This is a genomic window from Symbiobacterium ostreiconchae (assembly GCF_055396975.1).
Map to the genome: position 1 here is coordinate 367,048 of NZ_AP042454.1, position 24,264 is coordinate 391,311.

The 24,264-nt window shown below is 69.0% G+C and carries 21 protein-coding genes; 5 read left to right on the forward strand and 16 right to left on the reverse strand.

Annotation, left to right across the window (positions count from 1 at the left end; genetic code table 11):
- Positions 1-7: 7 nt before the first annotated feature.
- The 4 genes from ACZ5UM_RS01740 to ACZ5UM_RS01755 all read right to left on the reverse strand — a co-directional run bounded on the left by ACZ5UM_RS01740 (position 8) and on the right by ACZ5UM_RS01755 (position 3,132).
- Complete coding sequence (locus ACZ5UM_RS01740; RefSeq protein ID WP_464846622.1) at positions 8-1,147, reverse strand: S-layer homology domain-containing protein; 1,140 nt, start codon at positions 1,145-1,147, stop codon at positions 8-10.
- A gap of 230 nt (positions 1,148-1,377) precedes the next feature.
- Positions 1,378-1,917, reverse strand: coding sequence for a cupin domain-containing protein (locus ACZ5UM_RS01745; RefSeq protein ID WP_464846624.1), 540 nt, complete (start codon positions 1,915-1,917; stop codon positions 1,378-1,380).
- Between the two features lie 79 nt (positions 1,918-1,996).
- The gene (locus tag ACZ5UM_RS01750) at positions 1,997-2,683 is read right to left on the reverse strand and encodes a S66 peptidase family protein (protein WP_464846625.1); all 687 of its coding nucleotides are present in this window, start codon (positions 2,681-2,683) and stop codon (positions 1,997-1,999) included.
- Complete coding sequence (locus ACZ5UM_RS01755; protein ID WP_464846627.1) at positions 2,671-3,132, reverse strand: hypothetical protein; 462 nt, start codon at positions 3,130-3,132, stop codon at positions 2,671-2,673. Before ACZ5UM_RS01755 ends, ACZ5UM_RS01750 begins: the two co-directional genes overlap by 13 nt.
- 191 nt (positions 3,133-3,323) lie before the next feature.
- Here ACZ5UM_RS01755 and ACZ5UM_RS01760 point away from each other — a divergent pair, with 191 nt between their 5' ends.
- Positions 3,324-3,947, forward strand: coding sequence for a class I SAM-dependent methyltransferase (locus ACZ5UM_RS01760; RefSeq protein ID WP_464846629.1), 624 nt, complete (start codon positions 3,324-3,326; stop codon positions 3,945-3,947).
- Here ACZ5UM_RS01760 and ACZ5UM_RS01765 read toward each other — a convergent pair.
- A complete protein-coding gene (locus ACZ5UM_RS01765; RefSeq protein ID WP_464846631.1) occupies positions 3,923-5,062 on the reverse strand; it encodes a VOC family protein in 1,140 nt (379 codons plus the stop codon). The two genes, ACZ5UM_RS01760 and ACZ5UM_RS01765, sit on opposite strands and share 25 nt — an antisense overlap.
- Before the next feature lie 139 nt (positions 5,063-5,201).
- On the opposite strand from ACZ5UM_RS01765, the gene ACZ5UM_RS01770 reads away from it, so the two are divergent.
- Positions 5,202-5,954: a 5-formyltetrahydrofolate cyclo-ligase gene (locus ACZ5UM_RS01770; RefSeq protein ID WP_464846632.1), complete on the forward strand. Its 753-nt coding sequence runs from the start codon at positions 5,202-5,204 to the stop codon at positions 5,952-5,954.
- Positions 5,955-5,962: 8 nt separating this feature from the next.
- Positions 5,963-7,165 carry a glycosyltransferase family 2 protein gene (locus ACZ5UM_RS01775; RefSeq protein ID WP_464846633.1) on the forward strand — a complete coding sequence of 401 codons (1,203 nt, stop codon included), beginning with the start codon at positions 5,963-5,965 and terminating at the stop codon, positions 7,163-7,165.
- Positions 7,166-7,462: 297 nt separating this feature from the next.
- On the opposite strand, the gene rlmD is transcribed toward ACZ5UM_RS01775, so the two are convergent.
- The 9 genes from rlmD to ACZ5UM_RS01820 form a co-directional block, all read right to left on the reverse strand.
- Positions 7,463-8,854 carry a 23S rRNA (uracil(1939)-C(5))-methyltransferase RlmD gene (rlmD, locus tag ACZ5UM_RS01780; RefSeq protein ID WP_464846635.1) on the reverse strand — a complete coding sequence of 464 codons (1,392 nt, stop codon included), beginning with the start codon at positions 8,852-8,854 and terminating at the stop codon, positions 7,463-7,465.
- A 73-nt stretch (positions 8,855-8,927) separates the two neighbouring features.
- On the reverse strand, positions 8,928-9,962 hold the full coding sequence (locus ACZ5UM_RS01785; protein ID WP_464846637.1) for an NAD-dependent epimerase/dehydratase family protein: 1,035 nt from the start codon (positions 9,960-9,962) through the stop codon (positions 8,928-8,930).
- A 105-nt stretch (positions 9,963-10,067) separates the two neighbouring features.
- Positions 10,068-11,537 carry an Asp-tRNA(Asn)/Glu-tRNA(Gln) amidotransferase subunit GatB gene (gatB, locus tag ACZ5UM_RS01790; protein ID WP_464846639.1) on the reverse strand — a complete coding sequence of 490 codons (1,470 nt, stop codon included), beginning with the start codon at positions 11,535-11,537 and terminating at the stop codon, positions 10,068-10,070.
- A 2-nt stretch (positions 11,538-11,539) separates the two neighbouring features.
- Complete coding sequence (gene gatA / locus ACZ5UM_RS01795; protein ID WP_464846643.1) at positions 11,540-13,024, reverse strand: Asp-tRNA(Asn)/Glu-tRNA(Gln) amidotransferase subunit GatA; 1,485 nt, start codon at positions 13,022-13,024, stop codon at positions 11,540-11,542.
- A 3-nt stretch (positions 13,025-13,027) separates the two neighbouring features.
- Positions 13,028-13,318, reverse strand: coding sequence for an Asp-tRNA(Asn)/Glu-tRNA(Gln) amidotransferase subunit GatC (gatC, locus tag ACZ5UM_RS01800; protein ID WP_464846645.1), 291 nt, complete (start codon positions 13,316-13,318; stop codon positions 13,028-13,030).
- 169 nt (positions 13,319-13,487) lie between these two features.
- Entirely contained in the window at positions 13,488-14,501 is a 1,014-nt protein-coding gene (locus ACZ5UM_RS01805) for an ABC transporter ATP-binding protein (protein WP_464846646.1), read from the reverse strand.
- Entirely contained in the window at positions 14,501-15,496 is a 996-nt protein-coding gene (locus ACZ5UM_RS01810) for an ABC transporter ATP-binding protein (RefSeq protein ID WP_464846647.1), read from the reverse strand. The genes ACZ5UM_RS01805 and ACZ5UM_RS01810 overlap by 1 nt, the downstream gene beginning before the upstream one ends.
- Positions 15,497-15,748: 252 nt before the next feature.
- Positions 15,749-17,773 carry an NAD-dependent DNA ligase LigA gene (ligA, locus tag ACZ5UM_RS01815; protein ID WP_464846648.1) on the reverse strand — a complete coding sequence of 675 codons (2,025 nt, stop codon included), beginning with the start codon at positions 17,771-17,773 and terminating at the stop codon, positions 15,749-15,751.
- A gap of 18 nt (positions 17,774-17,791) precedes the next feature.
- Positions 17,792-20,299: an ATP-dependent helicase gene (locus tag ACZ5UM_RS01820; RefSeq protein ID WP_464846649.1), complete on the reverse strand. Its 2,508-nt coding sequence runs from the start codon at positions 20,297-20,299 to the stop codon at positions 17,792-17,794.
- A gap of 230 nt (positions 20,300-20,529) precedes the next feature.
- Between ACZ5UM_RS01820 and ACZ5UM_RS01825 the strand changes: the two genes are divergently transcribed.
- On the forward strand, positions 20,530-21,168 hold the full coding sequence (locus ACZ5UM_RS01825; protein WP_273381867.1) for a lytic transglycosylase domain-containing protein: 639 nt from the start codon (positions 20,530-20,532) through the stop codon (positions 21,166-21,168).
- A 79-nt stretch (positions 21,169-21,247) separates the two neighbouring features.
- Here ACZ5UM_RS01825 and ACZ5UM_RS01830 read toward each other — a convergent pair whose 3' ends face one another.
- Positions 21,248-21,748: a hypothetical protein gene (locus tag ACZ5UM_RS01830; protein WP_464846650.1), complete on the reverse strand. Its 501-nt coding sequence runs from the start codon at positions 21,746-21,748 to the stop codon at positions 21,248-21,250.
- 250 nt (positions 21,749-21,998) lie between these two features.
- Between ACZ5UM_RS01830 and ACZ5UM_RS01835 the strand changes: the two genes are divergently transcribed.
- The gene (locus ACZ5UM_RS01835) at positions 21,999-23,408 is read left to right on the forward strand and encodes an amidohydrolase family protein (protein WP_464846651.1); all 1,410 of its coding nucleotides are present in this window, start codon (positions 21,999-22,001) and stop codon (positions 23,406-23,408) included.
- A gap of 73 nt (positions 23,409-23,481) precedes the next feature.
- Here ACZ5UM_RS01835 and cuyB read toward each other — a convergent pair whose 3' ends face one another.
- Positions 23,482-24,192, reverse strand: a complete 711-nt coding sequence (gene cuyB / locus ACZ5UM_RS01840) for a cysteate racemase (protein ID WP_464846652.1) — start codon at positions 24,190-24,192, stop codon at positions 23,482-23,484.
- Positions 24,193-24,264 lie beyond the last annotated feature (72 nt).

Below are 24,264 nucleotides of genomic sequence, written 5' to 3' on the forward strand. Positions count from 1 at the left end.
ACACCGCCTAAATCGTCCACTGATCACCGATCACGCCGACCAGGTACCACTGGCCGCCGACCTCTTCGAACACCAGGCGCAGGCTGGACCAGTCCATCCCGTCCATCTCCGGCGTCCCCGGGAAGTGGTACTCGACAAAGTGTCCCTCGGGGTACGCCTCACGGATGTTGTTGATCGTGTTGCCCCTGCCCAGCACCTGGTCGAAGGCCACCTCGGGCGCGTTCATGTAGTCCCGGCCGCACACGAACTCGCTTCGCAGGTACTCCGGAAAAGTCATCTCGATAGGGTGCCCGCTGCCGTCGTAGTACCCCCACAGGAAGACCTGCGCGGGGTCCAGTTCCCGCAGCTGCTCCGGCAGGAGGACCTGGTCGCGGTCCACGTCCACGAACGCATACGGGGAGAAGCGCACGCCCTTCACCGGGTGCACCAGGTCGGCAAGGCCCGCCAGGTCGGCCTGCTCCAGGGCGTGGAGCACGGCGGCGGCACGCGGCCCGATCGCCCTTTCCATCCGGGCCCCTTCGTCCAGATGGGTCAGCGCCCGGTAGAGCGTCTGGACGGCCATCTCGCGGGTCATCTCCAGGCTGCCTGCGAAGGTGTTGTCGCCCATGCCGACGATGAGCCCTTTCGCCTGCGCCAGGGCCACGTAGCCCCTGGCCCATGGGGAAAGCTGGTGGGCGTCGGCAAAGCCGGGCGCGGCCTGGGGGTCCACCTGCGGCTCCAGGCCGGCCACCCGCACGAGGGTGACCACAGCCTGCTCCCGGCTGATAGGCTGGCCCACCCCGAAGGTGCTGTCGTCGAGCCCGATCATGAGGCCGTGCGCCCACGCGGTGTTCACGGCGCCGTAGTACCACGCGGCCGGGTCGGCGTTGTCCGTGAAGGGTGCGGGGCCGGCAACCTCGTCGAGGCCCATGACCCGCACCAGAATCGCCGCAAACTGCTCGCGGGTCATCTGTGCCCGGGGCGCGAACAGCCCGTCGCCCACCCCCTGCACCTTGCCCTCTGCGTGGAGGGCCAGAATCGCCTCGCGGGCGTAGCTGTCTGCGATGTCGGTGAAGGGATCTACGGCCAGGGCCGCCGGCATCGCCCAAAGGCAGACGAGGACCGCGCTCAGCACCCCCGCGGCCAGGCGGGCAGCCAGTCTCCTCATTCGTCATCCCACCTTCTCGAGATGACTCTCGCCATCTCGGTTGATACCTCCACCTTAGCATGAAAACAGACCTGGTGCGACGGGTCGACTGTCCAGCCGGCTCACCGGCTGCCTGCCCCGCGAGGGTATCCATCACGCCGGGCGGCCCGCCGAACCCCGTGAAAAAGGAGTACCTCCCTCCCCGGAAGGTACTCCTGTTCCCTCTGCAGCGCGGCTCGGGCCTCTCCCCGCTACTCGGCATCGGCCTTGGTCCGGTGGACGGTGCCGCGGGGGTGCTCCGGCGGGGCGTAGATCACGTACACCTTCAGCGGGCGACTGCCCGTGTTGGTGAGGTTATGCCACATCCCCGCCGGAATCATGACGGCGGACCCGGGGTACGCCATCTGCTCAAACTCCAGGCGGTCCCGGCCGGGCCCCATCTGCACGAGCCCCTGCCCCTCTTCGATCCGGATGAACTGGTCCGTCGTCGGGTGGACCTCCAGGCCGATGTCCTCGCCCACGGGGATGCTCATCAAGGTGACCTGGAAGTGCTCGCCGGTCCAGAGCGCGGTGCGGAAGTTGCGGTTCTGCCTGGCCGCCTGTGCGATGTTCACGACATACGGCCGGGGTCCGTGATCCCGGATCGCGGGCCCGGGGCCGGGCGCACCCCACGGGCTGCCGAACCGGGGCGTGCCGATCCACGGGCTGCCGGTCCCGCGGCCGCCCGGCCACCCGTACTGCGGTATCACGTACCAGGGATAGGGGTATGGCGCCTGACTGTACACATCCATACTCCTTTCAGCGCTTTACCCCCAGCTTATGTTCACCGGGCCGCCGGCGGTCTCCCGTCCGCCGCCGGACAGGCCCGACCTATGCTTCCACCGCCGGCTCCAGGATCGTCAGCGCGGCGGCCTCCGCATCCAGCCGGGCCCGCACGCCCAGCGGCAGGGTCGCCCGGTGGGGTCCGTGTCCGCACGGGAAGCCGTACAGGACGGGGATGCCCAGCGGGCCCAGGAGCTCCTCCAGGACTTCGGGCAGCGTCAGCGAGGGCCGGTCCGGCGGCTCCTGCACGCAGGTGGGCGAGTCGCCGATGAGGATGCCTGCCGCCCGCTGCAGCTTCCCCGCCAGCAGCAGCTGGACCAGCATCCGATCCATCCGGTACGGGGCCTCGTCCACATCCTCCAGGAGGACGATCCGCCCGGTGAAGTCCGGCTCCCACGGGGTGCCCAGCAGCGAGACGATCAGGGTGAGGTTCCCCCCGGTCAGCCGGCCTTCGGCCACGCCGGGCCGGATCGTCCGAGGACGGGGCGCGCCCGCCTCCGCCGGGTCCGGCCACGGTACCTCGCCGAGCGGCCCCGTCTCCTGCAGCGCCCGGCGCAATCCCGCGGCGTTGTACCTTTCGGCACCGCCGAAGGCGGCGACCATCGGGCCGTGGAAGGTGACCAGGCCGGCCTCCCGCTGCAGGGCCAGGTGGAGCGCCGTGATGTCGGAGAAGCCACAGAAGAACTTGGGGTTCTGCCGGATCAGATTCCAGTCGATCCGGTTCAGGATCCGCATCGCGCCGTAGCCGCCCCGGGCACATGCACCAGGAGTGCGACCAGCCCGCCCGCGGCCAGCACCAGACTGCACAGCACCCGGACCACGAGCAGACGGCCGGTGTACCGTCTTATGCCCTCGATGAAGTCCGCCATTTTCGGCGGTCGCCCGTCGTGCACGATGGGCCGCAGGATGCCCAGGAGGCCTGCCGCGCCCAGCAGGAGCAGCGCCAGATAGATCAGGGCGGGTACCCACCAGCCCGATGGCCCGCCCCCCAGGACCAGGCCCACCGGTTGCTCCAGAGTCTGCCCGGGCAGCAGCAGGCGCAGCCCATCCAACGTCTCCATCGGCAGGATCCCCAGCCCCGTGCCCACCACAGCGGCGGTGAGTCCCGGCACCATTGCCGCCACCAGGCAGGCCAGAAAGAGCCCCCGCCAGTGCCGCCGCCAGAGCGCAATTCCGCGTTCCATGAGGCTCCCCAAGCCGCTCCCACCTTTCAGGTCGTGTCGATGCGGTTTCTGATAGCAGAAGGATGAATTCTGTGAAAAGCGCAAGGGTCCTTCCGACTGCGAAAGGACCCTTGCGCGGTCTGCCCCGGCAGGAAGGATACCTCTGGGGGTAGAATTGCCGTACGTATCTGCCACAGGAGGAGGAGCAGGGGATGATCCGGGAGCGGGAGACCGAGGCGGTGCGGCGGAAGTTCGACCGGAACGCCCGCTGGTTCGATGTGGGGGAGCGGACCGGAGAGGCCCCGTGGCGGGAGCGGCTGATCCGCCAGGCGAAGGGCCATGTGCTGGAAATCGGGGTCGGCACGGGCAGGAACCTGCCGCTCTACGACCCGGCGATCACCACGGAACTGGTGGGGATTGATCTCAGCCCCCGGATGCTGGACCGCGCCCGCTCCAGGCCCTGCCGGGTGCCCGTCACGCTGCTGGAGATGGACGCCCAGAAGCTGGCGTTCCCCGACGCCAGCTTCGACACGGTGGTGGCCAGCTACGTCTTCTGCACCATCCCCGACCCGATCACGGCGCTGCGGGAGGCCGCGCGGGTCTGCCGACCCGACGGGCGCATCCTGCTCCTGGAACACGTGCGCATCGACCGGCCCGTCGTCGGGACCCTCATGGACCTGGCGGCCCCCGTGATCGCGGGGCTGGTCGGCTGCCACATCAACCGCCGGACGGTGGAGAACGTCCGCCTGGCGGGCCTGACGGTGGAGCGGGTGGAATCAGTGAAAGGCAACCTGCTGAAGCTGATCACCGCCTATCCCGGCACGAGCCCCACGTAGACGCCCACCGGATCCTGAATGGCCACGTACACGTACGCGCCATCCCTGTCCTTCACTTTCTTGATCACCTTGCCGCCCTCCGCCTCGACCCGGCGGAGGCTTTCCGCGATGTCGCCAACGGTGAGGTAGAGCAGCCAGACCGGCGGCAGGTCCGCATTCGCGCCGCGGGCGTGGCAGATGCCCGCCGCGGCTTTCCCGTCGCCGCCCAGCATGGCGTAGTCTGCATAGCGCTCGCCGCCGTCCTCCATCGGGATGTCCTGTACCGTCCAGCCGATGACCTCCCGGTAGAAATCACGGGTGGCGCCTGCGTCGGGAACCGTCAGGTCGAGCCAGGCGATGCGGCCGACCGCACCGGCGGCGGCCCCGCCCGGAGCAGCACCGCCGCCGGAAGCGGCCTCGCCGTCCGCGGGAAACGATGGAATCGCCTCCTGCGGAACGACCGGGATCATCCCGAAGGCCGCCCCGTTCGGGTCCAGCAGCACGGCCCACTGGCTGTTGCCGTTTTCGTCCTTCTGGTGCATGATCTCACGCCCGCCCAGCTCCAGCGCGCGGCGCACGCTGGCAGCGACGTCCGCAACCTGGATATGGGGCATCCACTGGAGCGGGAGTTCGGCATACTCAGGGGACCGCGGCCCCAGGCCGATGATCGGCAGGCCCAGGTTGTTCATCAGGTCTTCCCGCCAGAGCGGGTTTTCGCCCGTCCGGAGCACGCGGGAGTAGAAACGAACCTCTCGCTCGTGTTCGGGAACCGCGATGTCTGCGCTGAGGACTCCGCCAACGCGGGGAACAAACAGCTCGTTCATGGATCTTCCTCCTGAGGGCGTCTGATGGAACCAGTATGGAGCAGCAGCCTCCCGTTCATCACTCGCCGCTCGCCGGGTCGCCCGCCCGGCCAGGAAGGACTGTTTCACCACGAGGAGGGAATCCTCACCGCCCCGCGAGGGGACATAGAGCGTGGGTTCACGCCACCAGCCCGACTCCCACACGAGGTCCAGGCGGATGCCCGTCAGGTCACCCGGCGCGGGGCGCCACTCGGCTTGCGCCAGGACCTGCAGCAGGGGAGTCGGGTCGTCCAGCACCGGATCGGGACCGGCTTCGTCTACGGCCGGGCCCATTCCCAGTGCCTCGAGCCCGGCCGGAGCCGCCCGTCCAGCCTGCCATCCCCGTCTGGGCTGGAGGAAAGCCGCCGGCAAAGCGGAACACTCTTGACGATCGGTTCGCGGGGGCGGCGGTCAGCAGAAGGGAGGTGCCAGGATGGACAAAGGACAGATCCGCCAGTGGGTGTGGGATGAGCTGACCCGTCGCGGCCAGACCGCCTTTCCGAAGCCGGTTCACGGGCGGATCCCGAACTTCGTGGGCAGCGCGGCCGCCGCGGCGCGCCTGCGGGAGCTGGAGGTCTACCAGCGGGCCAGGGTGGTCAAGGTCGGCCCGGACTCCCCGCTCCATCCCATCCGTGCGATGGTCCTGCGTCACGGCAAGAAGCTCTACATGCCGACGCCGCGGCTGACGGGCGGCTTCGTCGTCCTTGAGGGCGTGGAACCCGGACGGGAGCGGGAGGCGACCAGCCTGTCCAACTTCCGGCGCTTCGGCCGGGAGGTGCGGCTGGAGGAGATCGACCCGATCGATCTCGTCGTCGCCGGGACGGTGGCCGTCAGCCAGTCTACGGGGGTGCGGATCGGGAAGGGGGCCGGGTACGGCGACATGGAGTTCGCCCTGCTCTGCCGGCTGGGAAAGCTCCGGCCCGACACCCCGGTGGTGACCGCCGTCCACGACCTGCAGGTGGTGGATGCGCCGGACCACCCGCTCGGGGTGGCGCTTCCGTGGGACCCGCATGACATCTCGGTGGACTACATCGTCACCCCCACCCGAACCATCGCCGTCCGGCGGGCTCACCCGCAGCCCACCGAAATCGACTGGTCGCTCCTGGAACCGGAGCGGCTCCGCGCGCTTCAGCCCTTGCTGGAGTTTCGGCGGATGCAGGGCGGCAAGCCCGATCGACCGAGGTGACCTCACAGATGCAGTCGCTGTTCTTCTGGCTGGCCGTCCTCATCTTCGGCGCCAGCCTGGCCAAGCTTCTGGAAGGGCTTTACGCCATCCGAGCGGTGCCCAGCCTGGCCCGCGAGGTGCCCCCGAACGCCTCCCTCGGATCCAACCCGCCGCCCCGGGTATCTGCGATCGTTCCGGCATGCAACGAGGCCCGGTCGATCGAGAGCGCCGTCCGCTCCCTGCTCCGGCAGGACTACCCGAATCTGGAGGTGGTGCTGGTCAACGACCGCTCCACCGATGAGACCGGCGCGATCATGGACCGGCTTGCCAGGGAGTTTCCGCAGGTGACCGTGGTCCACATCGACCGCCTCCCCGAGGGATGGCTGGGGAAGAATCACGCCCTCTGGGTAGGAGCCCGGGACGCCTCGGGCGAGATCCTCCTCTTCACCGACGCCGACGTCCACTATGACCCGACCACCGTCAGGCGGGCGGTCGCCTTTATGGAGCAGCGCCGGCTCGACCATCTGACCCTCGCCCCTGATCTGACGGTCCGGGGTTACTGGCTGGAGGCCTGGGTCGCCTTCTTCGTCATGGCCTTCCTCGCCTACAAAACCCCGTATCGGGCCAATGACCCGCGCTCGAAGGTCGGGACGGGGATCGGCGCCTTCAACATGATCCGGCGGACGGCCTACGAAGCGATTGGCACGCACCGGGCGATCTCGCTCCGGCCCGATGACGATCTGCGCCTGGGGCAGCGGCTGAAGCGGATGGGGCACTCGTCCCGCGTGGCCATGGGCCGGGGGCTGGTCTCCGTCGAGTGGTACACCTCGCTGTCGGAGGCGATACGCGGGCTGGAGAAGAACGCCTTCGCAGGCATGGAGTACAACCTCGGCACGGCCTTCGCCTCCGTGGTGGGCATCCTGGCGATCATGGTCTGGCCGTACGTGGCCCTCTTCCTCACCGAGGGCTGGACCCTCGCCCTCTACGCCGGGTCTATCCTGCTGCAGCTGGCGCTCTACGTCCTGACAAACCGAGCGGATGCGCCCCGGATGTACCAGCTCGCCCTCGCGTACCCCGTTGCCGCGCTCCTCTTTGCCTATGCCATCGCCCGCGCCACCTGCCTCACCCTGCGCCGGGGCGGCATCGCCTGGCGGGGAACCTTCTACCCGCTGGCGCTGCTGAGGAGCCAGAGCGGGCTACCTGACCGGCGGGGCGGCGCAGCGCGCGGGTGAACGGAACGGGCAGGCCTCGGAGTCGCGTATCCACGCGTTCGGCTCCGTCGAATACCGGATCGAGCTGCCAGTTGATCTCGCCAGTGTTTTTCTGACAATCGCCTCGGCTCTGGGGATGGCTTCCCACATCGACTGACGGGACGGGACCGAGACCGATCGACGTAACGGAAGCCCCCGCAGAGATCATGGCGCAAGCGGAGGCATCGGAAGGATCTGCTTATCGGGCTGTCTCTCTGGTGCTGGCGAACGTTTGGCAGATCCGTGAAAACCTGGTGATCTTCGCCGGGTACTTTGCTCTCAGATGAGACGGGTTGGCTCCACCCGCGCGACGCACTCCACGTGCGCCGTGTGCGGGAACATATCCACCGGCTGCACCTCGGCGGTGCGGTACCCCATCTCCGCCAGCCGGCCCAGGTCCCGGGCCAGGCTGGCGGGATTGCACGACACGTAGACCACCCGCCGCGGCGCCACCTGTGCGATCGCCTCCAGCACCGGCTCGTCGCAGCCCTTGCGGGGCGGGTCCAGCACGATCACGTCCGCCCGCACCCCCTCGTCCACCAGCCGGGGCATCTCCACCGCCGCGTCGCCGGCGATGAAGCGCGCGTTCCCGATGCCGTTGCGGGCCGCGTTCTCCCGGGCGTCCGCCACCGCCTCCTCCACCCACTCGATGCCGATGACCTCCCGGCACTGGCGCGCCAGGAACAGCGAGATCGTGCCGATGCCGCAGTAGAGGTCGATCACCGTCTCCGAACCGGTGAGGCCGGCGTACTCCAGGGCCTTGCCGTACAGCACCTCGGTCTGCGCCGGGTTCACCTGGAAGAAGGAGACCGGCGAGATGCTGAACTGCAGGTCGCCGATGTAGTCGGTGATCGCATCCCGCCCCGCGAGCACGCGGCTCTCCCGGCCCAGCACCACGTTGGTGCGGGCCGGGTTGATGTTCTGCACCACGCTGACCAGCTCAGGGATGCGGGCCATCAGCTCCCGGGCGATCTCCTTGCCGTGGGGAAAGCGGGGCCCGTTGGTCACCAGCACCGCCATCGCCTCGCCGGTACCCCGCCCCACCCGGGCCAGCACGTGGCGCAGCACCCCCGTGTGGCTGCGCTCGTCGTAGATGCGCACGCCGTAGCGCCGGGCGAGCTCCTTCACCTCGGCCATGATCCGGTTGGCCAGCGGATGCTGGATGGCGCACCGCTCGATATCGATGATCCGGTGGGTCCCCGGGGCGAAGAAGCCGGCGATCACCCGGCCCGAGCGCCAGCCCACCGGAAACTGCGCCTTGTTCCGGTAGCCCCAGGGCTCCGCCATCCCCAGGGTCGGATGGACCGTCACCCCGGTCAGCTTCCCCAGCCGCTCCAGGGCGTCGACCACCTGCTGCCGCTTCAGCCTGAGCTGCGCCTCGTAAGCGATGTGCTGCAGCTGGCAGCCGCCGCACTCCCCCGCCGCGGGGCAGGCAGGCTCCACGCGGTCCGGGGATGGGGCCTCCACCGCCACGACGGCAGCCCGGGCGTAGTTCCGCTTCACCTCCTGCACGCGCGCCAGCAGGCGGTCGCCGGGGGCGCCGCCGGGTACGAAGATCGTAAATCCCTCATAGCGGGCCACGCCCTCGCCGCCGCTGCCGAGGCCGTGCACCGTCACTGCAATCTCCTGCCCCGGACGGACCGGGGGCTTCACCGTCTCCTGCGTGCTCATAGGCAGAGTGTACCACATCCGGGCCGGACGCGTGCAGACGCGGGCGGCAGGCGCCGCCGCGCTCTCCGCCGCCTCACGAGCCTGCGCGTGCGGCCCCCGCCTCGGCCTGGCCGGCCTTGTAGGCCTGCAGCCAGTGCAGCGTCTCCCGGAAGGCCGCTGCGGTGTCGGTGGGGACCAGCCCCAGCTCCTTCCGGGCCTTCTCGTCGCTGACGATCCACGGTGCGGTCCAGCTGCGGATCTCGTTGGGGTGCACCGGCGAGCGCCGCCGGAACGCCAGCCGCGCGCCGGCCGTGACCAGACGGGCCGCGCCCATGAGGACCGGCACGGGCATCGCCCACCGGGGCGGACGGCCGCCGCAGACGTGCGCCAGCAGGGCGAACAGCTGCTCCTGGGTCAGGTTGGGCCCCACCAGGTGGTACACCTCGCCGTCCCGTCCCCGCTCCATCGCAAGGGCGGTGCCGCGCACCACATCCCGTACGAAGACCAGGTTGGCCACCGTCTGGGCGGAGCCCAGGTAGAAGGGCAGCCGGCCGGTCTTCACCATCCAGATCAGGGTGTTCATGCCGTCGGGGTCCCCCGGGCCGAAGACGGCGCTGGGCCGGACCACCACCACCTCCAGCCCCCGGTCCCGGTAGGAGAGTGCCAGCCGCTCCTGCTCCAGCTTGGTGATGCCGTACGCGTCCGGCAGGGGCGCCGGCACATCCTCCTCGGTGCGCGGCCTGTAGCGGCCGTTTTCGTCCCGGACCGCCGGTCCGCCGGCGGCGATGGAGGACATGTGCACCACCCGCTTCACGCCGGCGGCCGCGCAGGCGTCCAGCAGCCGGCGGGTGCCCTCGACGTTGATCGCCCGCATCCGGCGCAGCGACCCCTGGAAGTTGATCCGCGACGCCAGGTGGTAGACGCGCTCCGCCCCCGCCGCCGCCCGCGCGAGGGAAGCCGGGTCGCCCAGGTCGCCCTCGGCCACCTCCAGCGACGGGAGGAGCGGGCCGAAGACCGCCTCCGCCTTCTCACGGGAACGAACCAGGATGCGCACCTTCCGCCCCTGCTGCAGGAGATAAGGCACCAGCTGTGAGCCGATAAAGCCGGTGGCGCCGGTTACCAGGTCCACGGACCCCGCCTCCCTTCAAGCTATACCAAAAAAATTAGACGCCCCCGCCGCAGTTCCTACGGCGGGGGACGACTTCCTTCCCGGGGGGCGCTCCGGACGCCCGGGCTACTTCTGCGCCTGCTCCTCGAGCGCCTGGGTCACCAGCTTCAGGGCCAGCTGCGGGTTGGCCCGGCCGCGGGTCCGCTTCATGATCTGACCCACGAACCACTGGGCGGCCGACTGCTTCCCGGACTTCCAGTCCTCGAAGACCTTGGGGTTGGCCGCCACCACTTCCCGGGCGATGGCCAGCAGTTCGCCCTCGTCGGCCACCTGGGTGAGCCCCTCTTCTTTCACGATGGTCTCGGCGTCCTTGCCGGTCTCCACCATCTTGTCGAAGACGGTCTTGGCGATCTTGCCGGTGATGGTGCCCTTGTCGATCAGCTTCAGCATGCCCGCCAGCTGCTCGGGGGTGACGGGAATCTGGTCCGGGCCCAGCCCCTTCTCGTTCATCACCCGGTAGAGCTCGTTGATCTGCCAGTTGGCGACCGTCTTGGCCTGGCCGGCGCCGGCCAGCTGCACCGCCTGCAGGAACCACTCGGCGTACTCCCGCTCGGCGACGATGACCGACGCGTCGTAGGCGGAGAGGCCGTACTCGTTCATCAGCCGCTGCATGAGGGCGTCGGGCAGCTCCGGCAGGGTGGCGCGGATGCGCTCGATCTCCGCGGCCGACACCTCCAGCGGCGGCAGATCGGGCTCGGGGAAGTAGCGGTAATCCTCGGCATCCTCCTTGGAGCGCAGCAGCACCGAGATCCCCTGGGCATCGCGCCAGGAACGGGTCTCCTGCTCGAGTTGGCCGCCCTCCTCCAGGATGCGGATGTGCCGCTTCTCCTCATACTCGATGCCCCGCATGACCGCGGAGAAGGAGTTGACGTTCTTCAGCTCCGTCCGCACCCCGAACTCAGTGGAGCCCGCCGGCCGCACCGACAGGTTCACGTCGCAGCGCATCGAGCCCTCTTCCATCTTCACGTCGCTGACGCCGGAGTACTTCAGGATGGTGCGCAGCTTCTGCAGGAAGAGGCCGGCCTCCTCGGCCGAGCGCAGGTCCGGTTCGGTGACGATTTCGATCAGCGGCACCCCGGCGCGGTTGAGGTCGACCAGCGAGTAGTCCGCCGCCGCCACATCGTCGCCGGCATGCAGCAGCTTGCCCGCGTCGGTCTCCAGGTGGATGCGCTGGATGCGGATCCGCCGGGTGGTGCCGTCCTTCTTGGTGATGTCGACGTAGCCGTCGTAGCACAGCGGCAGGTCGAACTGGCTGATCTGGTAGCCCGACGGGAGGTCGGCGTAGAAGTAGTTCTTGCGGTCGAACTTGGTGTGCCGCTGGATCTTGCAGTTGAGGGCCAGTCCCGCCCGGATGGTGTACTCCAGGGCCTTGGCGTTGAGCACCGGCAGGGCGCCTGGCAGCGCCAGGCAGACCGGGCAGACGTTGGTGTTGGGCTCGGCCCCGAACTCGTTCTTGCAGCCGCACCAGATCTTCGTCTCGGTCGACAGCTCCACGTGGACTTCGAGGCCGATAACGGTTTCCCACCTGGTGGACACGGCTACCGACCTCCTTCCTCATTCAGGGCCGGGCGGGCCTCGTGATGCTTGGTCACCTTCTGGTACGCCCACGCGATCTGCAGCAGCAGCGTATCCATGAAGTGGCGGCCGATGAGCTGCATCCCGACCGGGAGCCCGTCCACGAAGCCGCAGGGGACGGTCAGCGCCGGCAGACCCGCCAGGTTGATGGGAGTGGTGCAGATGTCGCCCAGGTACATGGCCACCGGATCGGCGACCTTCTCGCCCACCCGCCACGCGGTGAACGGGGTGGTGGGGGTGACCAGGGCGTCAAACCGCTCAAAGGCCCGGTTGAAGTCCCGGATGACCAGGGTCCGCACCTGCTGCGCCTTGCGGTAGTAGTCGTCGTAGTGGCCCGAGGAGAGCATGTAGGTCCCCAGCATGATGCGGCGCTTCACTTCGCTGCCGAAGCCCTCGCCCCGGGTCTTGCTGTACATGTCGTGCAGCCCGCCGGTCTGGGCGGCGCGGTATCCGTAGCGCACGCCGTCAAACCGCGCCAGATTGGACGAGGCCTCGGCGACGGCGATGATGTAGTACGCCGACAGGGCGTACTCGGTGGAGGGCAGCGAGCACTCCTCCACCGCCGCCCCGAGCGCCTCCAGCTGGGCGATGGCCTCCTGGACGCGGGCCTTCACCCCGGCGTCGATGCCCTCGCCGAACAGCTCCTTCGGAACGCCGAGCCGGAGGCCGGCGAGCGACGGGTCGCCGCCGAACTTCACCGGCGGGGGGGTGCGGCCGGCATTGGTCGCGTCGCGCCGGTCGGGCCCGGCGATCACCTCGAAGAGACGGGCGACGTCCTCGACGTCCCGGCCCATGGGACCGACCTGGTCCAGCGACGAGGCGAAGGCGACCACCCCGTAGCGGCTGACGTAGCCGTAGGTCGGCTTCAGACCGACGATGCCGGTGAAGGCGGCCGGCTGTCGGATGGAGCCGCCCGTGTCGGTACCCAGCGCCAGCGGGGCTTCCCCGGCGGCCACGGCCGCGGCCGAGCCCGAGGACGAGCCCCCGGGCACCCGCTCCAGGTCCCAGGGGTTGCGGGTGACGCCGAACGCGGACGTCTCGCCGGAGGAGCCCATGGCGAACTCGTCCATGTTCGTCTTGCCGATGATCATCGCGCCCGCAGCCCGCAGCCGCTCCACCACGGTTGCGTCATAGGGCGAGACGTAGCCCTTCAGCATGCGGGAGGCGCAGGTGGTCTCCATCCCGCAGGTGCAGATGTTGTCCTTCACCGCGACGGGCACGCCGGCCAGCGGGCCCAGTTCCGCGTCGCCGGCCTTGCGCCGGGCGTCCAGCTTCTTCGCCCGCTCCAGGACGTGCTCCCTTGCGACGTGGATGAACGCGCCGACGGCGGGTTCGACCTGGGCGATGCGGTTCAGCGCAGATTCCGCGATCTCCACCGCCGACAGCTCACCGGCCAGAAAGAGCTTGTTCAGCCGGGCGGCGCTCAGCTTATGCGTGATCCCAGACATCCTTTAGCCCTCCGTAATCTTCGGCACCTTGTAGCAGCCGGCCTCGGTCTCCGGGGCCAGCGCCAGAACCGCGTCCCGGTCCAGGGAGGGCTGAGGCTTGTCCTCCCGGAAGGGATGCTGCAAGGTGACCGCGTGATAGGTTGGAGGCACATCCGCCACGTCCAGCTGGTTCATGCGCTCCACATGCTCCAGAATGCGGCTGAGCTGTTCCGCGAAGGCCTGAATCTCCTCCTCGGTGAGGCTCAGGCGGGCCAGGCGGGCAACGTGCTCAGTCTCATCCCGCGTAATCGCCACTGTCGATCACCACCATCCAGTAATTCGCACAACCGATTGAGCCGGAGCGTGTGCGCAACTACCTGATTCTAACACATGGTGTCCCAACCCGGCAACGTGATTGGCAGGGACTGCTCGCGGCGCCATTGCCAAGCCCCGCCCTGAGGTGGGCGGGGCTGTTCTCTCCCGGTTACTTCGTACGCATGTGGCAGGCGACCCAGTGGTCGTTGCCCACGTCCACCAGCGGCGGCTCTTCCTCCTTGCAGATGTCGCCGACCTGCGGCTGGTACCGGCACCGGGTGTGGAACCGGCAGCCCGTGGGCGGGTTGACCGGCGAGGGCACGTCACCCTCCAGCACGATGCGCTCCCGCCGGAGCGTCGGGTCCGGAATCGGGATGGCGGACATGAGCGCCTCGGTGTACGGGTGCAGCGGATTGCTGTACAGCTCGTTCGCCGGCGAGATCTCCATCATCTTGCCCAGGTACATCACGCCCACCCGGTCGGAGACGTGCTTCACCACGGCCAGGCCGTGGGCGATGAAGAGATAGGTCAGCCCGAACTCCTTCTGCAGGTCCTCCAGCAGGTTCAGCACCTGCGACTGAATGGACACGTCCAGGGCCGAGACGGGCTCGTCGCACACGATCAGCTTCGGGTTGAGCGCCAGGGCGCGGGCGATGCCGATGCGCTGCCGCTGACCGCCCGAGAACTCGTGAGGGTACCGGCGGGCGTGGAAGGACGCCAGCCCGACGACGTCCAGCAGCTCGTGGACCCGCTTGGTCTTGGCCTGCCCCCTGGCCACGCCGTGAATCTCCAGGGGCTCGCCGATGATGTCGCCCACCGTCATGCGGGGGTTCAGCGAGGCGTAGGGGTCCTGGAAGATGATCTGCATCTCACGACGGAGGCGGCGCATCTCCTCACGGTTGAGGTCGTAGATGTTCTGGCCCTCAAAGTAGACCTGGCCTTCCGTGGGCTCCTGCAGCCGCAGGAGCACCTTGCCCAGCGTGGTCTTGCCGCAGCCGGACTCGCCCACGAGCCCCATGGTCTCGCCGCGGCGGATCTGGAAAGAGACGCCGTCCACCGCCTTGACCCAGCCCACCGTGCGGGCGATGATGCTCCCGCCGGTGACCGGGTAGTACTTCTTCAGGTTGCGCACATCGACCAGGACGTCGCGCTGCTGCGCCTTGGTACCAACGGCAGTGCTCATCAGGCCGTAACCCCCTTCGCGGTGCGTTCTTCGGCGAGGAAGCAGGCAACGTAGCGCCCGGGCGCCACCTGCTGAAGGGTGGGCTGTTCGGCGCGGCACCGATCCGTCGCCACGGGGCACCGCGGATGGAACCGGCAGCCTTCGGGCAGGTTCAGCGGATTGGGCACCGCGCCCTCGATCACGTGCAGCTTCTCGACTTCCTGGTCGAGGCGCGGGATGGACTTCAGCAGACCCTCTGTATACGGGTGGATGGGGTTCTTGAAGAGCGAGACGGCGTCGGCCTCCTCCACCACCTTGCCCGCGTACATCACGACCACGCGCTCGCACATCTCGGCCACGACGCCCAGGTCGTGGGTGATGAGCATGATCGCCATACCCAGTTCCTTCTTCAGCTTCTTCATGAGCTCCAGGATCTGCGCCTGGATCGTCACGTCGAGCGCGGTGGTGGGCTCGTCCGCGATGAGCAGCTTCGGGTTGCAGGAGAGGGCCATCGCGATCATGACGCGCTGGCGCATGCCGCCCGACAGCTGATGCGGATACTCCTTCACCCGCTGCTCCGGAAGCGGGATGCCGACCAGCCGCAGCATCTCGATCGCCTTCTCGAGCGCCTCCTTGTGCGACAGGCCCTGGTGGAGCTCGATGGCCTCCGCGATCTGGTCGCCGATGGTGTAGACCGGGTTGAGCGAGGTCATGGGCTCCTGGAAGATCATCGAGATGTCGTTGCCCCGGATCTTGCGCATCTCGGCCTCGGACTTCTTCAGCAGATCCTCGCCCTCAAACAGGATTTCGCCGCCCACGATCTTGCCGGGCGGATTGGGAATGAGCCGCATGATGGAGAGAGAGGTCACACTCTTACCGCAGCCGGATTCACCCACTACGCCCAGGGTTTCACCGCGCTTAATGTAAAGATCCACCCCGTCGACAGCCTTGACGACGCCGTCTTCGGTAAAATAGTGGGTCTGTAGGTTACGGATTTCGACCAGCTTCTCGCTCACAGGCTCACTCCTCTTCTACCTTCTCCAATACCCGCCGATGGAGCCGGGTGTTGTCGACACGGGTCCTCGTCTCGCGGCTCTGCGTTCATGAGACGCTATGACGAGGCGGTTGGTTTAGATTTTTTCGCTTGCTCAGAGCAGGATTCCTCCCTGCCGCGGCTGCATCATCCTGGCTCGAATTCGAGAAAGCGGCGCGAGCCCGGCCCGGCCGGGCTCGCGCCGCTCTGCGGCTGCGCCTTCGGCAGCCCCGCGCTACGCCTGGGCCACGTAGCGCTCGTAAAACTCGTCTTCGGTGAGCACCGGGATGCCCAGTTCCTGAGCCTTCTTCAGCTTGGAGCCCGCCGCCTCCCCCGCGACGACGAAGCTCGTCTTCCGGCTGACCGAGCCGCTGGCCTTGCCGCCCAGCTGCTGAATCAGCTCCTCCACCTCCTTGCGGCCCCACCGGGTGAGCGTGCCGGTGACCACCACGGTCATGCCGCTCAGGGGTCCCTCCGCCGCCCCCGCCTTCTTCTGACCCTGCATGTTGACCCCCGCGGCCCGGAGCTTCGCCAGCAGCTGGTGGGAGCGCGGGGAGGCGAAGTAGCTCCGGACCGACTCGGCGATCTTCGGCCCCAGGCCGGGGATGGCCATCAGTTCGTCCAGGCTGGCCTGCTCGATGGCCTCCATGGAGCCGAAGTGGTCGGCCAGCAGCCGCGCGGCCCGCTCGCCCACATGGCGGATGCCCAGGGCGAAGATCAGCCGGTGCAGCGGATTCTGCCGGGTGGCGTCGATGGCCGCCAGCAGGTTCTCCACCGATTTCTCGCCCATGCGCTCCATGTTCACCAGCGCATCCCGCTTCTCACGGAGCCGGTAGAGGTCGGCGGCGTCCTCGATGAGGCCGTGGTCCAGCAGCGACTGCACCAGCGCCTCACCCAGCCCCTCGATGTTCATGGCGTCCCGCGAAGCGAAGTGCAGGATCGCCCGGTACTGCTGGGCGGGGCAGAGGTTGTTGGTGCAGCGCACCGCCACCTCCCCCTCGGTCCGCACCAGCTCCGCGCCGCACGCGGGGCACGTCTTCGGGAAGGTCCAGGGCTGTGCATCAGCCGGCCGCTTCTCCAGCACGACCCGGACCACCTCGGGGATGATCTCGCCTGCCTTGCGGACGATCACCGTGTCGCCGATGCGGATGTCCTTCTCCCGGATGTAGTCCTCGTTGTGCAGCGTCGCCCGCTTCACCGTGGTGCCAGCGATCCGCACGGGGGCCAGATCCGCCGACGGCGTCACCACGCCGGTGCGCCCCACCTCCAGGCTGATGCCCACCACCGTGGTCTCCCGCTCCTCCGCGGGGAACTTGTAGGCGACGGCCCACCGGGGGAACTTGGAGGTGAAGCCCAGCCGCCGCTGCTGGGCGAGGTCGTTCACCTTGATGACCAGGCCGTCGATCTCGTACGGCAGCTCGTGCCGCCGCTCCCGCCAGCCCGCGACCCACTCGATGACCTCGTCGATCGACCGGGCCAGGAGCCGGTGGGGGTTCACCTTGAACCGCCAGGCCGCGAGCCGCTCCAGCGCGGACCAGTGATCGGTGATTCCCAGCGCCTCCGCGTCCGCCACCTGGTAAAGGAAAGCGTCGAGCCGCCGCTCCCGGGTCTTGCGGGGATCCTTCTGCCGGAGGCCGCCGGCGGCGGCGTTGCGGGGGTTCTGCAGCAGCGGCTTGCCCGCTGCGGCCAGGGCGGCGTTCAGCTCCTCCAGCACCTGCTTGGTCATGTAGACCTCGCCCCGCACGATGAGCCGGGGCGGGACCGGAGCTTCGGACCCGTCCAGCCTGAGCGGGATGGAGCCGATGGTGCGCAGGTTCTCGGTGACGTCCTCGCCGGTCTCCCCGTCGCCCCGGGTCGCGCCCTGCACGAAGAGCCCGTCCTCGTAGCGCAGCGAGATCGACAGCCCGTCGATCTTCAGCTCGCAGACGTACGCCACCGGCTCGCCGCCCAGCCCCTCCCGCACCCGGCGGTCAAAGTCCCGCAGGTCCTCCTCGCTGAAGGCGTTGTCCAGCGAGTACATGGGGGGCTGGTGGGGCACTTTGGCGAAGTCCGGCGCGGCGGCGCCGCCCACCCGCTGCGTGGGCGAGTCGGGCCGCCGGAGGTCCGGAAAGGCCGCCTCCAGCCGCTTCAGCTCCTCCATGAGCTCGTCGAAGGCGGCGTCGCTGATCTCCGGTTCATTCTTTACATAATACAGGTACTCATGGTAGCGGATCGTCTCGGTCAGCTCCGCCATCCGCTGCTCCGCCCAGGCACGATCCATCCTGCTTCCCTCCACCTGTCACTCCGCATCGGCGGCCGGCCGCAGGTAGCTGGCCACCAGCACCCGCTGGCCCGCCGCCCCGGCGAACTGCACGGTCACGGTGTCACCGATCACGGCCTTCACCACGCCCTCGCCAAACCGGTCGTGGCGCACCCGGTCGCCGGGCCGGAACCGGGGCGCCTCTTCCGCAGGCGGCTCCAGGGCCTCCTGGAGCCGGCGGGCCTGCAGGGTCTTCCCCCAGCCCGCCGACCCGATAGCCGGCGAGAAGTCGTCGTCGTCATCCCACGCGCGCCGGCCGGAGGCCCGCGCCGGGCCGCCGTGGTCCCACGGGCCCTGGTCCGCCCATCGGCCGCGGTCGCGGTCCCGGGCGCCGGCCCCGAAGCCGCCGCCGGGCATCAGCTCCTCCACCAGTTCCGCCGGGATCTCCTGCAGGAAGCGGCTGGCCGCGTTGTAGTTCTGCTGCCCCCAGAGGTTCCGGCTGACGGCATGGGTCAGGTAGAGCCGCAGGCGCGCCCGGGTCATCCCCACGTAGCAGAGCCGGCGCTCCTCCTCCATCTGCACCTCGTCCGTGAGCGCCCGGCTGTGGGGGAAGACCCCCTCCTCCAGACCGACCAGGAAGACCACCGGGAACTCCAGCCCCTTGGCCGAGTGGAGCGTCATCAGGGTCACCTTGTTCTGTCCCTCGCCCACCTGGTCGGCGTCGGTCAGCAGGGCCACCGTCGCCAGGAAGCTGTCCAGGTCCCGGAGGCCATCCAGTTCCTCGCCCGCCGGCGGCTCGAACTCGGCCGCCATCGACCGCAGCTCCTGGACGTTCTCCAGCCGGGCCGCTGCCTCCAGCGAGGTGTCGGCCCGGAGTTCCTCCAGGATCCCCGTGCGCTCCAGCACGGCGTCAATCAGCTGGCCCACCGTGCACTGGGCGCTCAGGTTGGTCAGCTCCTCGATGAGCGCGCCGAACGCCTCCATGCGCTTCTGATAGGCGCCGGAGAGCCCCGGGACCATCGAGCAGTCCAGGGCCGCCAGCGCGACCGGCACCTGCCACTGCTCCGCGTAGTCGACCAGCTTGTCCACCGTGGCGGGCCCGATGCCCCGCTTGGGCACCCCCACCGCCCGGCGGAACGACACGGTATCGGCCGGGTTGGCGATGAGGCGCAGGTAGGCCAGGACGTCCTTGATCTCCTTGCGCTCGAAGAAGCGCAGGCCGCCGTAGATCCCGTAGGGGATGGAGCGGCGCACCATGGCTTCCTCCAGCGCGCGGGACTGGGCGTGGGTGCGGTACAGCACGGCGAAGTCCTGGTAGTCCAGGCGCGTGCCGTCGGGCAGGCCCTCGGCCACCAGCCGCTCCACCTGCTGCGCCACGAAGGCGGCTTCGTCCCGCTCGTCGGCGGCGGTGTAGTGGTAGACGGGATCGCCGGCGCCGGCCGCCGTCCACAGCCGCTTGTCCTTGCGTCCGGTGTTGTGGCGCACGACCGCATACGCGGCCGAGAGGATGTTCTGCGTGGAGCGGTAGTTCTGCTCCAGCTTGATGGACCGGCACCGGGGGAACTGGGCCTCGAACTCGAGGATGTTGCTGATGTCGGCCCCCCGCCACGAGTAGATGCCCTGATCGTCGTCGCCGACGACGGCCAGGTTCTGCTTCTCGCCGGCCAGCAGAAAAACCCACCGGTTCTGCACGTGGTTGGTGTCCTGGTACTCGTCCACCAGGATGAACTCGAACTTGCGCTGGTAGTGCTCGCGGATGTCGTCAAACCGCTCCAGGAGCTCGACGGCCTTCAGCAGCAGGTCGTCGAAGTCCAGCGCGTTGTTGGACCGGAGCTGGTCCTGGTAGAGCGTGTACACCTTGGCGACCTGCTGCCGCCAGTAGTCGCCGGCGCGGGCGGCGAACTGGCGGGGGTCCAGCATCGCGTTCTTGGCGCCGGAGATGGTGCCCAGCACTGCCCCGGGCTGGAACTGCCGGTCGGAGAGGCCCAGCCGCTTCAGGCAGTCCTTGATGACCGCCTGCTGGTCCTCGGCATCGAGGATGACGAAGTTGCGGCCGTAGCCCAGCCGCTCGATATCGCGCCGGAGCATGCGGACGCAGGTGGAGTGGAAGGTGGCGGCCCACACGTCGCGGGCCTTGGGACCGACCAGCTGCTCCACCCGCTCCCGCATCTCATTCGCGGCCTTGTTGGTAAAGGTGATGGCCAGGATCCGCCAGGGGTCCACCCCGCCGCCCAGCAGGTGGGCGATGGCGGCGGTGTCGACGGGTCCCGGCGCTTCAGCCGCGGCCCGGAGGTCCTCCAGGTCCTCCGCCGTCACGTCGGGCGGAGGCGGCGCGCCGGGATCGTAGTCCGGACCGAACAGGATCAGATGGGCGATGCGGTGGGCGATCACCCGGGTCTTGCCGCTGCCGGCGCCGGCCAGGATGAGCAGCGGCCCCCGGCCGTGCAGCACCGCCTCCCGCTGCTGCTCGTTGAGGCCGGCGAGCAGCTTGCTGCGCACCGCGTCCCGCAGGCGCTGGTATTCCGGAACCAACGAGGGATCAAGCATGTTCGCGGGTCACCTTCCTCACGTCAGGGGGATTTCTCGCCGGCCGGCCGCTCCTCCTTCCTCCCCGCACTTGCGCCGGTCCCATCGCAGGCACTTCCAATACCTGGCACAAAGGGTTGACAGTCCGATGGCAATGCTGGTAAAGTGGGTTCCGTTGCCATACCGGAACACACGATAGTTCTAACTATTTCGACATTTAGACCGCATGCGGTCTGAAGGAGGAACCCACTGTGCTTCTACTGCTCCGCCGGCGCCGCGGCCTCTGGGCAGCGCTGGCGCTGGGGCTTGCGGCCGTGCCCGCCATGTTCCCGGGAACGGCTGCCGCCCCTGCCGAAGACGCCGAACCGGTTCAGCCGGAGCCTGAACTCAACCCGGCTGCTGAACTGCCTCCTGACCCGGAAGAGCTCGAGCGGGCTCGCCTGCAGGCGCTCACCGAGCACATCGCGGACCTGGCGCCGGAGAAGTACCGGCCCCTGGTGGTGGAGGTCGCGGACAGGCACGGGGTCGACCCCCGGCTGATCGCGGCCATCATCACCGTGGAGACCCGCTGGGATCCCGACGCCGTGGGCGCCCACGGCGAACGCGGCCTCATGCAGATCCTGCCCTCCACCGGCGAGTGGCTGGCCGGCGTGATGGGGCTGGAGACCTATGACCTGAGCGATCCCGCCACCTCGGTGGAGATGGGCACCTTCTACCTGGCCGCGCTCATCCGGGAGTACGGCTCCGTGGATGTCGCCCTCAGCGTGTACAACGGCGGCCCCAGGGCGGCCGAAGGGTGGGCATCCAACCCCTACCGGCGGCGAGTGCTGGCGGCCTACGGGGCGCGGCCCGTCTCCTCCTATCCCGGAATCGAGGAAAAGGCGTCCTGATGCGGGCGCGCACCAGCCCCCGGCCGTCCCTGCGGCCGGGGGCCTCTGTGTGTGCACGCCTGCGGCGACGGGGAGGCGACTAGCTGCCGCCGCCACCTGCTCCGCCGCCGCCACCGCCGCCTCCCGCGCCTCCTCCGCCCTGCTGACCGCCGCCCTGGCCACCGCCCTGCTGGCCGCCGCCCTGCTGACCGCCCTGCGTCCCCTTCGAGAGGATGTCCTGGAGCGTCTGGCGGACGGCCAGCTGCAGCTGATGCTGCACGATCGGATCCTGCAGCATCTCCACAAACTTCTTCTGGATCATCTGCTCACCGACGGCCGAGCTGATGGCGCTTTTCACGGCGTCGTTCAGCGCGTCCTTCCCTTCCTGCGTGTCCAGGGCCATCTCCAGCATCTCCACCCCGGCCTGCTCCCGGACCTGGGTGCGGATGAAATCCTTCATCTCCGGCTCGCTCAGGGTCTCCCTGACGGCCTTCCTCACCTGCTCCGAGCTGGGTTCCGGCGACTGCTGCGGCTGCGGCTGCCCCATGCAGCCGTGGAGCAGCAGGGCGCAGAGCACCATGGCGATCCACCGTGAACGCACCGTACGAAATCCCCCTCCACTGGCCATCGCTCACCTTTGTCCCTATCGTTCGCCAGCCGGCGAGCGTTGATGCGGGCCGACCGACTTCGGGCCGGTGCGCCGCGGCCGGACATGGGGCAAAGTAACTACGCGCTCTCCCGTGGGACTGATCTTGCTGGACCTTCGCGCCCTTTGCGGCCCGCAGGGCGGGAATCGGCCATGCGGATCCCGAAGTGGGGAAGCAGAATGGTCAGACTGGGGGTTGGATGCTGTGTACGATCTGCTGCTCAAGGGCGGATACCTGGTCGATCCCGCCAACGGTCGCAGTGGACGGTTTGATATCGCCATCCGCCGGGGATCCATCGCGCGGGTTGCCCCCGAAATCGCCAGATCCGAGGCTGCGGAGGTGCTGGATGTCAGCGGCCTGCTGGTGCTTCCCGGGCTGGTGGACATCCACATTCACGCCTCCTCGGAATTCCAGGGGCGCGTCGCCCACCGCATGCTGGCCCTCGCCGGGGTGACCACCGCCCTGGACATGGCCGGCCCGATCGACGACGTGCTGGCCATCGCCCGGGATCACGGGGCCGGCATCCATCTGGCCTGCCTCAATCGGGTGAAGCCGGGCGAAATGGTGCAGAGTGCGGATCCCTCGCCCGGTGAGCTGCAGGACGGCATCGCCGCCGCCATGGACCGGGGGGCCCTGGGGGTCAAGATCATGGGCGGCCACTACCCCCTGACGCCCGAGGCCACCGGCCGTGTCTTCGAAATCGCCAACCGGCTGGGCGGCTGGGTCGCGATCCACTGCGGCAGCACCGAGAGCCGCAGCGACCTGACCGGCCTCCGGGAGGCGCTGGACCTGAAGGGCGACAATCACCTCCACATCGCCCACATCAACAGCTACTGCCGCGGGACGGTGAAGGAGCCCCAGCTGGAGGCTCTCCAGGCCATCGAATGGCTCACCGAGGCCGACAACCTGGTCACCGAGTCGTACCTGGCGGTGATCAACGGCACGTCGGGCATCTGCAAGGATGGCATCCCCGAGAGCGACCGCACGCGCGCCTGCCTGCAGCAGGGCGGCTACCCGGCCACCGAGGAGGGACTGCGCCGGGCCATTCTGGAGGGGTTCGGCCGGGTCAACGTGATCGAGGGCGACCGGGCGGTGCTGCGCACCGGCCCCGAGGCCGTCGTGGTGTGGGAAGCGGCAGGCACCAACGTGGGCATCAGCTTTCCCGTCAACCCCCCGCTGCCCCGGCTCATGCTGGCCGCAGCCAAGAAGCCCGGCGGCCGCTTCGTGGTGGACGCCCTGGCCACCGACGGCGGCGGCATCCCGCGCAATTTCACGGTCTCTGCCGGCCTCCGGCTGGTCGAGCTGGAAGTGCTGACGCTGGCGGAGTTCGTGCTGAAGGCCTGCACCGTGCCGGCCCGCCTGCTGGGACTCCCCGGCAAGGGCCACCTGGGCGAAGGCGCCGACGCCGACATCGCCGTGGTCGACGCCGCGGCCGCAGAGGTGCGCACCACCATCGCGGCGGGGCAGGTCGTCGCCCACCACGGGGTCGTGCTGGGCCGCTCGACCCGGTTCATCACCACGGAGCGGGGGCGGCGGGCCGTGGAGGCCGCCGGCCTTCAGGCGGTCGTCACGGACCTGGCCGAGAGCGGCTTCTACAAGCCGGTCACGGCGTAGTGCCGCGGGCCGAAAGCACAACCCTCTGGGGAGACCGGCGCCGGTCTCTCCAGAGGGTTTGTCATGAGACGGTTCAACCTTCGGCCAGCGCGGCCCGGACCGCGGCTTCCGCCAGGATGCGGGTGGGGTCGATGACCGGCACCGGCAGGTCGCCCTCACGCAGCACGAGAGGCAGCTCCGTGCAGCCGGCGATCACCGCGCCTGCGCCCCGGGCGATGAGCGAAGCCGCGACCCCGGCCAGGCGCGCCGTCACCTCGGGTCCGGTGTGGCCGGCCTTCACCCCTTGTTCGCCGTAGATGCAGTCCATGACCACCTGCTGGCCCTCATCGTCCGGGAGCAGCGTGTTCAGCGCGTGCTCGGCGAGAAAGCGCTGGTACAGGCCGGTGCGGACGGTGCCGGTGGTGGCGAGCAGCCCGACGTCCCGCAGCGCGGGGTACCGCTCCCGCAGGTAGGCGGCCGTCTCCTTCATGATGTGCAGCACCGGCACGCGCACGCTGGCCTGCACCTCGTCGTAGAAGTAGTGGGCGGTGTTGCAGGGAATCACGATCAGGTCGACGCCCCACTGCTCCAGCAGCCGCGCGGTGCGGGTGAGCAGTGGAACGGGATCGGGCCCGCTTCCCAGGATGGCAGCCGTGCGGTCGGGGATGGCAGGGTTGCTGTCGATGACGACGCGGATGTGGTCCTGGTCCGTGCGGGCGGGTGTGGACCGGATAATCTTCAGGAAGAGGTCGGCCGTGGCCTCGGGTCCCATTCCGCCGAGTATCCCGATGGTCTTGCCTGGCATGACTCCATCGCCTCCGGGGGGCAGCGTCTGTTTTCCGACGACCACTTCCGCCCCGGCAGGGCGCTTCCCTGT

Excerpts from the sequence above, each read along its gene's own strand:
- gatA (WP_464846643.1), bottom strand. The coding sequence starts at position 13,024 with ATGTCTGGGATCACGCATAAGCTGAGCGCCGCCCGGCTGAACAAGCTC.
- ACZ5UM_RS01770 (WP_464846632.1), top strand. The coding sequence starts at position 5,202 with ATGGACAAAGGACAGATCCGCCAGTGGGTGTGGGATGAGCTGACCCGT.
- ACZ5UM_RS01745 (WP_464846624.1), bottom strand. The coding sequence starts at position 1,917 with ATGGATGTGTACAGTCAGGCGCCATACCCCTATCCCTGGTACGTGATA.
- ACZ5UM_RS01750 (WP_464846625.1), bottom strand. The coding sequence starts at position 2,683 with ATGCGGATCCTGAACCGGATCGACTGGAATCTGATCCGGCAGAACCCC.
- cuyB (WP_464846652.1), bottom strand. The coding sequence starts at position 24,192 with ATGCCAGGCAAGACCATCGGGATACTCGGCGGAATGGGACCCGAGGCC.
- rlmD (WP_464846635.1), bottom strand. The coding sequence starts at position 8,854 with ATGAGCACGCAGGAGACGGTGAAGCCCCCGGTCCGTCCGGGGCAGGAG.
- ACZ5UM_RS01760 (WP_464846629.1), top strand. The coding sequence starts at position 3,324 with ATGATCCGGGAGCGGGAGACCGAGGCGGTGCGGCGGAAGTTCGACCGG.
- ACZ5UM_RS01775 (WP_464846633.1), top strand. The coding sequence starts at position 5,963 with ATGCAGTCGCTGTTCTTCTGGCTGGCCGTCCTCATCTTCGGCGCCAGC.
- ligA (WP_464846648.1), bottom strand. The coding sequence starts at position 17,773 with ATGGATCGTGCCTGGGCGGAGCAGCGGATGGCGGAGCTGACCGAGACG.
- ACZ5UM_RS01755 (WP_464846627.1), bottom strand. The coding sequence starts at position 3,132 with ATGGAACGCGGAATTGCGCTCTGGCGGCGGCACTGGCGGGGGCTCTTT.
- ACZ5UM_RS01740 (WP_464846622.1), bottom strand. The coding sequence starts at position 1,147 with ATGAGGAGACTGGCTGCCCGCCTGGCCGCGGGGGTGCTGAGCGCGGTC.
- ACZ5UM_RS01805 (WP_464846646.1), bottom strand. The coding sequence starts at position 14,501 with ATGAGCACTGCCGTTGGTACCAAGGCGCAGCAGCGCGACGTCCTGGTC.
- ACZ5UM_RS01820 (WP_464846649.1), bottom strand. The coding sequence starts at position 20,299 with ATGCTTGATCCCTCGTTGGTTCCGGAATACCAGCGCCTGCGGGACGCG.
- ACZ5UM_RS01765 (WP_464846631.1), bottom strand. The coding sequence starts at position 5,062 with ATGGGCCCGGCCGTAGACGAAGCCGGTCCCGATCCGGTGCTGGACGAC.